The sequence below is a fragment of the Jiangella endophytica genome, assembly GCF_003427025.1.
Lineage (GTDB): Bacteria > Actinomycetota > Actinomycetes > Jiangellales > Jiangellaceae > Jiangella > Jiangella endophytica.
Genome location: NZ_QVAI01000043.1, coordinates 1 through 9,420 on the forward strand (window position 1 = coordinate 1; position 9,420 = coordinate 9,420).

8 protein-coding genes and 1 pseudogene are annotated in these 9,420 nt (G+C 70.6%); 8 read left to right on the top strand and 1 reads right to left on the bottom strand.

Annotation, left to right across the window (positions count from 1 at the left end; genetic code table 11):
* From DZA62_RS35045 to DZA62_RS35075, 7 genes are all read left to right on the top strand, one after another.
* Positions 1-532 (top strand): LPXTG cell wall anchor domain-containing protein (locus DZA62_RS35045; protein WP_116953623.1); only part of this gene is annotated, 532 nt, incomplete at its 5' end.
* A 787-nt stretch (positions 533-1,319) separates the two neighbouring features.
* Positions 1,320-2,753 (top strand): choice-of-anchor G family protein, encoded by a 1,434-nt coding sequence (locus tag DZA62_RS35050; protein WP_116953625.1) that lies wholly within the window; start codon positions 1,320-1,322, stop codon positions 2,751-2,753.
* Positions 2,754-2,914: 161 nt separating this feature from the next.
* The gene (locus DZA62_RS35055) at positions 2,915-3,679 is read left to right on the top strand and encodes a DUF5819 family protein (RefSeq protein ID WP_116953627.1); all 765 of its coding nucleotides are present in this window, start codon (positions 2,915-2,917) and stop codon (positions 3,677-3,679) included.
* Complete coding sequence (locus tag DZA62_RS35060) at positions 3,676-4,797, top strand: HTTM domain-containing protein (protein ID WP_116953629.1); 1,122 nt, start codon at positions 3,676-3,678, stop codon at positions 4,795-4,797. The genes DZA62_RS35055 and DZA62_RS35060 overlap by 4 nt, the downstream gene beginning before the upstream one ends.
* Positions 4,798-4,807: 10 nt before the next feature.
* Positions 4,808-5,590, top strand: a complete 783-nt coding sequence (locus DZA62_RS35065) for a DUF5819 family protein (protein ID WP_157988110.1) — start codon at positions 4,808-4,810, stop codon at positions 5,588-5,590.
* Positions 5,587-6,618 (top strand): HTTM domain-containing protein, encoded by a 1,032-nt coding sequence (locus tag DZA62_RS35070; protein WP_116953637.1) that lies wholly within the window; start codon positions 5,587-5,589, stop codon positions 6,616-6,618. Before DZA62_RS35065 ends, DZA62_RS35070 begins: the two co-directional genes overlap by 4 nt.
* 110 nt (positions 6,619-6,728) lie before the next feature.
* Positions 6,729-7,679 (top strand): type IV toxin-antitoxin system AbiEi family antitoxin domain-containing protein, encoded by a 951-nt coding sequence (locus DZA62_RS35075; RefSeq protein ID WP_116953633.1) that lies wholly within the window; start codon positions 6,729-6,731, stop codon positions 7,677-7,679.
* A 52-nt stretch (positions 7,680-7,731) separates the two neighbouring features.
* Here the strand turns inward: DZA62_RS35075 and DZA62_RS35080 are convergent, their stop codons facing one another.
* A complete protein-coding gene (locus DZA62_RS35080) occupies positions 7,732-9,021 on the bottom strand; it encodes a glycosyltransferase family 4 protein (protein WP_116953635.1) in 1,290 nt (429 codons plus the stop codon).
* Between the two features lie 249 nt (positions 9,022-9,270).
* On the opposite strand from DZA62_RS35080, the pseudogene DZA62_RS37775 reads away from it, so the two are divergent.
* Positions 9,271-9,420: pseudogene (locus tag DZA62_RS37775) on the top strand (electron transfer flavoprotein subunit beta); the annotation flags it as partial.

The following is a 9,420-nucleotide window of genomic DNA, read 5'->3' on the forward strand; positions in this document are numbered from 1 at the left end:
CGGGACCGAGGTGGACGGGACCGAGGTGGACGGCACTGAGGTGGACGGGACCGAGGTGGACGGGACCGAGGTGGACGGCACTGAGGTGGACGGGACCGAGGTGGACGGGACCGAGGTCGACGGGACCGAGGTCGACGGGACCGAGGTCGACGGGACCGAGGTCGACGGCACTGAGGTCGACGGCACTGAGGTCGACGGGACCGAGGTCGACGGCACTGAGGTCGACGGCACTGAGGTCGACGGGACCGAGGTCGACGGCACCGAGGTCGACGGCGTCGAGACGGCCGGCATCGAGGTCGACGGCGTCGAGACGGCCGGCGGAAACAAGCCGGAGCCGGCGACCGAGGACAACGGCAAGGACGACAACGACGACGCCGGCCACGAGGACCGCGGCGCCGACAACGACGACGAGCGGCTGCCCGACACCGGCGCCGGGTCGAACCAGCTGCTGATCGTCGGCCTCGGGCTGATGCTCTCCGGTGGCATCGCCGCCTACGCGGTGAGCCGTCGACACGGCATCGGCCAGGGCTGAGTCGCCCGTCGCCGAAGCGACTGACACACACGACCGATGGCCGTGGATCCGCGATCCGGATCCACGGCCATCGGCCCGTGCCGGTCGCCGCACTACCCCGAGGCCACGGCGAATACCAGTCGCGATTCGCCCCTGCGAATCGCTCCCACGAAAAGGCACCGCGACCGTCCGCCGCGCATGCCGGCCGCGCGCCATTCCCGGCGCCGGCCGGTGGCATAGTCACAACGCCTCGCGCTATGGGCCGAATGGGTGATCCGCACTCCGCTCAATGGCGCTGTGACCAGGACATTGGGCGGAAAAGCCAACCTCCCGGAACCTCCCCGCGTGTCGGCCCAGGTAACGATTCGGTCACGGCCGACAGGCTCGCGGTTTAGACCACTGGTTCCGGTTTGCGCAAGACCGCAACGGCCTTTTTGTCCGATTAGCACCAGTTCAACGAACCGCTCCGCCCCACTATGTCCAGGTAGCGGCTAAAAGTGGCAAACAAGTAGTGCGCCCCGCTTTGGAACAAAGATCTTGATCAACCGTTTCGAGGCATAGCGACCGACGCGAGGTGAATGGGCGGTCGATGACCCTGGACGCAAATTCGCCAAGAACGAGACACGTCTCTGGAGCGGTTGTAGGTTCATGATCACGCTTCGCCGGCCAAGGCACATCTGATGGCCGCGAAGGAGCCCGCCATGAAAATGCAAATGCCAGAGGAGAAGGCATGCCTGCAACACCTGTTATGCGCCGGCGTCGCGCAGCGACAACGCTGCTCGCAGCTGGTATTGCCCCGGTTTTCGCTGTGGGTGCGTGGCTGACGCCCGCCGCAGCGGCCGAGGGTGACGAGGCGCGCGCTGGTGCGCGGTTCCTCGACGGCACCGTCCTGGGTACGGACCTGGACGAGCTCGCCGAGCTCGCCGGCGTCGACGTCGAGAACCTGGGCGACCCCGCGGACGTCACCGACGCCAACCCGCTTGACGTCACGCTGCTCGACTCGCTGAACGTCACCATCGACCCCAACCTGCAGATCCCGCTGAGCGACATCATCAAGCTCGGTGCGGTCAACCAGTGGGCCACCGCCGAGGACGGTGCCGTGTCGCACGCCGCGACCGGTGCGGTCGCCGACAACGGCGGCGTCGGCACGGGTGTCGAGGACGGCTTCCCCGGCAACGCCACGTTCGACCTGACCGACCTGCTCGGTGAGGGCCTCACGGACCTCATCGCCGACGTCGAGCTCGAGCTCGGCGCCGTCTCGTCCGAGGCGCACCTCGAGCCGTCCGACGACGACTTCGAGGTCGCCCGCGACTACGAGATCGCCGGTGGCGAGCTGCGCATCACGGTTCCGCTGCTCAGCGGTCTGGACCTGTCGCTCGGCGACGACGCCGCCGTATGGATCGAGGCCGGCACCATCGTCGTCGACCTCGACCTGCTGTTCGAGAGCCTGAACGACCTGCCCCCGAACAGCGAGCTGATCGGCCCGGGCCTGTTCAACATCCTCGACAGCCTGCTCAGCGAGCTGCTCGGTGAGCTCGGCGCCGGTCTGGGCGACCTGCTCGGCGACCTCGGTGTCGACGGGCTGCTGGACGGCCTCGGCGAGGCGCTGACCGACATCCTGTCGATCAAGGTCAACGTCCAGCCGGACGAGGCCGAGGCCGGCGCTGCCACGCCGACCACCGCGCGCACCGCGGTCAACGTCGAGCGGGCCTCCACGTCGGAGACCTACAGCGTCGCGGCCGTGCAGGTCACCCTGCTGGGCGGCCTGGAGAACGGCGGCGTCTCGGTGACGCTGGCCGAGTCGCACGTCGGCCCGAACACCAAGGCTGACGGCGAGGAGACCGAGGTCGACGGCACCGAGACCGAGGTCGACGGCACCGAGGTCGATGGCACCGAGGTGGACGGCACCGAGGTCGATGGCACCGAGGTCGAGGTCGACGGCACCGAGGTCGACGGCACTGAGGTGGACGGCACCGAGGTGGACGGCACTGAGGTCGATGGCACTGAGGTGGACGGCACCGAGACCGAGGTCGACGGCACTGAGGTCGACGGCACCGAGGTCGACGGCACCGAGACCGACGGTGACAACGACGGCGCGGCCGACGGCAACGAGGACGGCGAGGAGCTGCCCGACACCGGTGCGGCCTCCAGCCAGCTGCTGATCCTCGGCCTGGGCCTGGTCCTCGCCGGCGGCATCGCGGCCTACGCGGTCAGCCGGCGCCGGGGCCTCACCGTCGAGTGACACCCCGCACCACCTGAGTCACACCAGAACCACCGTGGAGTAGCACCACGACTCCCACGTTCGATCACGGTGGGTCCGCTCCCAAGCCAGGGCGCGGACCCACCGGATCGGCGTTTCCGGGGTCGGTCGAACCGGGCGGTCGACACACGAGGGCAGACACCATGCAGGACCAGGAGACAGGAACGACGGCGCCGGCACGGCAGGAGCCGCGGCCGACGTGGATCAAGGTCGTCGCCGGAGGGCTCGGCGCGCTGCTGTGCGCGCATCTGCTCGCGACGGCGGTGTTCGTCGGTCCGGCGAACGCGGCCAAGGAGACCCTGGGCACGACGCTGACGAACTACATGCAGCCTTACTTCCAGCAGGAGTGGAGCCTGTTCGCGCCGACGCCGATCAGCGTCGAGTACTCCATGCTGGTGCGCGGCTGGTACGACGCCGACACCTCGACCGAGTGGGTGGACGTCACCGAGCTCGAGATCGAGGGCAACATCCTGCACAGCGTGGCGCCATCGCGCGCGGGTATCGTCACCCGCCGGCTGGCCGGCAACATGCGCAAGCAGTACCGCCTCATCACGTCGCAGGAGCAGGCCACGCTGGCCGGCAACTACCACGAGAACGCGTGGGCTCGCATGGAGGAGGCGATGAAGGCCGAGCCGGAGCACAGCTCCGACGGCCGCATCTCCTATGTGCTGCGCCTCGACCGCGCCATGACGGCGTACGCGACGCAGTTCGCGTGGGCCTGGTGGGGCCGCGACGCCGGCATCCAGTACGTCGAGGTGCAGATCCACGAGACCCGCGCGCCACGCTTCGACGACCGCGGCGACGACCCGTCGGTGACGGTGCGCGAGTTCGGCCGCCGGCCCCTCTACATGTACGACGACCAGGACAGCGCGGCGTTCGCCGACGCGATCGGGAGGTTCCGGTCATGATCGGGTCCGCTGTCGACCGCGCGCTGGACGCCGTCGCCGTCACCGTCGGCAAGGGCGAGGAGTGGCTGCTGGGGACCAAGCGTGCCACCTACGGCATCGCGGTCGTCCGCATCATCTTCGGCCTCGCGGCCGTCTGGTTCCTGCTGGCCAACTTCGGCAACCGGCACTACCTGTGGGGCGACGCCGCGCAGTGGATGACGCCGCTCGAGCGCAACGGCGGCTTCGGCTGGCCGTTCACGCTCTTCGAGGGCGGCAGCGACCCCACCATCCTGACGGTGAAGGTGCTGGTCGTCCTCGCGCTGGCGGTTGCGTTCACCCTCGGCTGGCGGACGCGGGTCGTCGCGCCGCTGCTGCTGATCTGCTGGGTCAGCCTGATCGAGTCGAACCCGCTCTACGGCGACCAGAGCGACAACATCTTCCGCATCCTGCTCATCTACCTGTGCTTCGCCGACCTGTCCGGACGCTGGTCGCTGGACGCACGGCGGCGGGCGCGGCAGGAGCAGGGGCTGAGCCGCCGGCTGTGGCCGCGCCGATTCACCCCCGAAGGGCTGCGTCGCGGCGCCGGCCGGCTCGGCATCCTCATCCACAACCTCGCCGTCCTCGCGGTGGGCGCGCAGATCTGCATCATCTACGTCGCCTCGGCGCTCTACAAGGTGCAGGGCGAGCCCTGGCAGAACGGCACCGCCGTCTACTACCCGATGCAGGTGGGCCAGTACCGGCCGTGGCCGTGGCTGAACGACCTGCTGTCGGCGAACCCGTTCGGCGTGCTCGTCGTCTCGTACTTCTCCGTGTTCATCCAGCTGTTCTTCCCGCTGATGCTGCTGCGCCGCGGCACCCGGGTGATCGCTCTGCTGGGCGTCCTCGGCATGCACGCCGGCATCGGCGTGATCATGGGGCTGCCGTTCTTCTCGCTGTTCATCATGGCCGGCGACCAGATCTTCATCCGCGACTCCACCTACCAGGCCATCGCGGCCCGGGCCCGAGCGGCGTGGGACGGACGACGGCGGCGCCCCGGCGCCGCGGAGCCCGACCCGGACGTCCCGCCCTCCGACGACCGGCCGGCCGCCGCGCACGCCGCGCCCGAGGAGGCTCCGGCCGCGCCCGTGCCCACGCGGTAGCCTGGCCCGCGTGCCGAACGAGAGGCCGGACGACAACCGGGGCGCTCCAGTGCCGCCGATCGCGAAGGGCGTCGCGTTCTTCCTGGTCGGCGTCGTTGCGCTGCATTTCGTGGCGACGTTCCTGTGGAACGCGCCGAGCAACCCGATCAAGGACTCCGTCGGCGACCAGGTGTCCGGGTACATGCGGCCGTTCTTCCAGCAGAACTGGAGTCTGTTCGCGCCGAACCCGGTGAACGCCGAGGACGAGCTACTGGTCCGCGCGCAGGTCGAGGACCCGCAGACCGGCGAGCTGAGCACCACCGACTGGGCGGAACCGACCCGGCTGGAGTGGACGCTGATCACGCACGACCCCGCGCCGTCGCGGGCCAGCCGGCTGACGTCCAACCTGCACCGCCGCGTCAACACCGCCTGGGACGCGCTCACCGACGAGCAGCAGCAGATCGTCGCCGCCGACTACGTCGACATGGAGGACTGGCGGCCGCTGGCCGACGACCTCGTGGCGGCCCAGGGCGGCGAGACGTCCAGCCGCGTGGCCAACGTCGTCCGCGCCGACCGTGTCGCCACCGGCTACGCCACCCAGTTCGCCAAGGCGCTGTGGGGCGAGGACGTCGTCGCCGTCCAGTTCCAGCTGGTCCGCACGCCGGTGCCGCGCTGGGACGTCCGGTTCGACCCGCCGCCGGAGAACCCGCAGCAGACCATCCGCGAGTTCGGCTGGCGCCCGGCGCTCGTCGACCCGAACCAGAACGAGTCCGCGTTCGCCGAGGTCATCGACGGGCTGGTGGACGACCGATGATCGGCGAGGCGATCCGCCTCGTCACCGGCGCCGTCGGGCGGACCGTCGACGCCGGTGAGCGCTGGCTGTTCGACGGCAAGAAGGCCACCTACGGGCTGGCCGCGATGCGCATCCTCATCGGCGTCGCGGTCCTCGGTTCGCTCACCGTCAACTTCGCCGACCGGCACTACGTGTGGGGTCCGGGTGCGCGCTGGCTCACCCCGTGGCTCACCGTCGACGAGTACGGCTTCCCGTTCACCTGGGTGTTCGGCCAGGACGACGGCACCACCGCCTTCACACTCAAGTACCTGCTGCTGGCGGCGCTCGCCGTTGCGTTCACGCTCGGCTGGCGCACCCGCGTCGTCACGCCGCTGCTGATGATCTCCATCGCCGGCCTCATGCGGCTCAACCCGCTGGCCGACGACGCCGGCGACAACATCGTCCGCATCATGCTGCTGTTCCTCTGCTTCGCCGACACCTCGATGCGCTGGTCGCTGGACGCCCGCCGCCGGGCCAGGCCGGGATACCGGCCGCTGGTGCCGACGCCGCCATGGGTGGGCACGCTGTTCCACAACGTCGCGCTGATGGCCGTCGCCACCCAGGTGTTCATGATCTACATGACGTCCGGGCTGTCGAAGGTCCAGGGCAGCATGTGGCAGGAGGGCGTCGGGCTCTACTACCCGCTGCGCATCGGCCAGTACGCGCCGTGGCCCGGGCTGAACGAGCTGGTCTACACCAACGGCGTGTTCGTCACGATCGGCAGCTACGTGACGGTGTTCGTGCAGGTGCTGTTCCCGCTGCTGCTGTTGCGACGGGGCACCCGGGTGCTGGCGCTGCTGGCGATCTTCGCGATGCACATCGGCATCGCCGTGACGATGGCGCTGCCCTGGTTCTCGCTGGCGATGATCGCCGCCGACATGGTCTTCATGCGCGACGACACCTACCGGGCCCTGATCCGCTGGGCCCGGCGGTCGCGGCGCGGGCGGCCGCCGTCGGACCCCGAGCCCGAACCGGCGAGGGCGGTGGCGGAGCCGCGCCCCGTCCCATGATCATCGGCGATCACTGGCGTGCTGGCGCCAGCGATCGCCGATGATCATCAGTGTCCACAGGCGGGGATTTCGGCCTGGCGTGACCGATCCGGCTCGGACAGGCTCGGAGCGTGAACCTCGACGACCTCAGTGCCCGCCAGGACGGTGTGGTCAGCCGTGCCCAGGCGCTGGCCTGCGGGCTGACCGAGGACATGCTGACCTGGCGGCTGCGCTCGGGACGGTGGCAGCGCATCCACGCCGGCGTGTACGCGACGTTCACCGGGCCGTTGCCGTTCGCGGCACGGGTGTGGGCGGCGATCCTGCGCGCTGGGCGGGGTGCGGTGGCCAGTCATCGGACGGCGGCGTTCCTGGACGGCCTGTGCGACGAGCCCGGCCCGGTCATCCACGTCACGGCTCCGGGTGAACGACACGTCCGAGGCAAGGTCGACGGCGTTCGGGTCCACTACGCGGGCCGGTTGCCGCTGACCCGGCACCCGGCCAAGAGCCCGCCGCGGACCCGGGTCGACGACACCGTCCTGGACCTGGTCGACGACGCGGCGCATCCGCGGGAGGCCGAGGGGTGGGTGACGTCGGCCTGCCAGCGACGGGCGACGACACCTGAGCGGCTGGCCGACGCGCTGGGGCAACGGAAGAAGATCCGCTGGCGGGGCATGGTCGAGGCGGTGCTCGCCGACGTCGCCGACCGGGCGCACTCGCCGTTGGAGCTACGGCACCTGCGCCGGGTCGAACGCGCCCACGGCCTGCCCACCGGCTGCCGCCAACGTCGCATCGCCGGGCAACGGGTCATCTGGATCGACGTCGACTACGAGCGGTACCGGCTGCGGGTCGAGCTCGATGGCCGCGTCGGGCACACCGGCGAGGGTCGGTTCCGCGACCGGCGCCGAGACAACAGCGCCACCGTCGACGGACACGCCACCCTCAGATACGGCCACGCCGACGTGTTCGGCGACCCGTGCGGCGTCGCCGCCGAGCACGTGCGTGTGCTCAGAGCCTACGGCTGGACCGGCACGCCGCTCTCCTGCCGGCCCGGGTGCCCCGTTCCCGCCTGTGGACAACGCTGATCATCGGCGATCACTGGTGGCAGGACACCAGCGATCGCAGATGATCACGGAACTACACTTCGCCGCGGACCCGCCGCCAGGCCTGCTGTATGGCCGCCGGCCGGTCGGCCAGGATGTTGCCGTCGGGCGCCGGAGCGGGCCTCGGGCGGGGTGGACGCGGATCGGCGACGGCGGCCGCGTAGACCTTCTCGGTCTCGCGGGCGACGGCCGTCCACACGAACTCGGTGGCGATGCGCTGGTGGGCGGCCCGGACCAGCCGCTGCGACAGCCCGGGCTCCTCGAGCAGCCGCATGGCCGCGCCGGCGAGGTCGCCGGGGTCGCGCGGCGGCACCAGCAGGCCGGTGACGTCGTGCTCGATCACCTCGCGCAGCCCGCCGCTGTCGCCGGCGATGACCGGGGTGCCGGCCGCGCAGGCCTCCAGTGCGACGATGCCGAACGGCTCGTACGACGACGGCACCAGCGCGACGTCGGCCGCGCCGAACAGCGCCGCGAGGTCGGGCTGGTCCATGCGCCCGGCGAACTGGACGACGTGGTCGATCTGCAGCCGCTGGGCCAGCCGCCGCAGGTTGACCTCCTGCGACCCGGCGCCGGCCAGCACCAACCGGGCGTCGTGGTGGCGCTGGCGGATCAGCGAGAGCGCCTCGACGCAGACGTCGACGCCCTTCTCCCACTCCAGCCGGCCGCCGAACACCAGCAGCGGCGTCTTCGGCGGGATGCCGAACCGCTCGCGGGTCGCCCGCCGTGCCTCGGCCGTCGTCCGCCAGGCCGGCTGGTCGACGGCGTTGCGGATGACGGTGAGGTCCTCGGGCGGGACGTCGAACGCGGCCGCGGCCTCGACGCGCATGGCCTCGGAGCACACGATCGAGCGGGTCGCCTCGGCGACCAGCCAGGCCTCGATGTCGTGCCGGGCCCGCGACAGCGGCGTCGAGAGCCAGCCGTCCCAGAGGCCTGCCTCGGTGGCGTGGACGGTGGCGACCAGCGGCGCGTCGATGGCGCGCGCGACGTTGATGCCGGCGTGCGCGTCGACCCAGTCGTGGGCGTGGACGACGTCGGGCATCCATTCGCGGGTCAGCCGATGGGCGGTGCGCATGAGACTGGTGTTGAGCGCCAGCACCCACGGCACGAGGTCCTCGCCGCGTTCCCCGGCCGGCGGGTCGGGCGGTGCCCGGAACACGCGCACACCCTTGTCGTCCTCTTCCTCGGGCATTCCCGGGGCGGACTGGGTGACGACCGCGATGTCGTGTCCGTCGGCGACGAGACCCTCGGTCAGGCGGTGGACGTGGCGCCCGAGGCCGCCGTAGATGACTGGCGGGTACTCCCACGAGACGACAAGTATCCGCATCGCGCGATCATTTCACAGCGGGCGCGAGAACGGGACCGAGTGAGGACGGCGAAAACGGGTATTGGCGGCCGTCCCGGACTGTGACGTGTTGCACGTCGGCGAAGGCTTGGGCCGGAGGTTACCTGTCGGTAACATCAGTACCCTCGAAGGCACCGCCACCTCGGCGGACGAGGAAACCGGCTAGCCTCGCGATGAACGCCGCGACGGCGCCGCGCCACCCACCCCGGCCTAGGAGGTCGCAACCCGGCCATGAAGATCGTCACCCTGGTCAAGCACGTTCCGGACGCCACCGCGGACCGGTCTTTCGCTGCCGACAACACCACCGATCGTGCCGGTGTCGACGGCTTGTTGTCCGAGCTCGACGAGTACGCCGTCGAAGAGGCGTTGAAGGTCGCCGAC

Bases quoted from the DNA above. Each gene is read 5' to 3' on its own strand.
- DZA62_RS35080 (WP_116953635.1), bottom strand. From the start codon at position 9,021: ATGCGGATACTTGTCGTCTCGTGGGAGTACCCGCCAGTCATCTACGGC.
- DZA62_RS35055 (WP_116953627.1), top strand. From the start codon at position 2,915: ATGCAGGACCAGGAGACAGGAACGACGGCGCCGGCACGGCAGGAGCCG.
- DZA62_RS35070 (WP_116953637.1), top strand. From the start codon at position 5,587: ATGATCGGCGAGGCGATCCGCCTCGTCACCGGCGCCGTCGGGCGGACC.
- DZA62_RS35060 (WP_116953629.1), top strand. From the start codon at position 3,676: ATGATCGGGTCCGCTGTCGACCGCGCGCTGGACGCCGTCGCCGTCACC.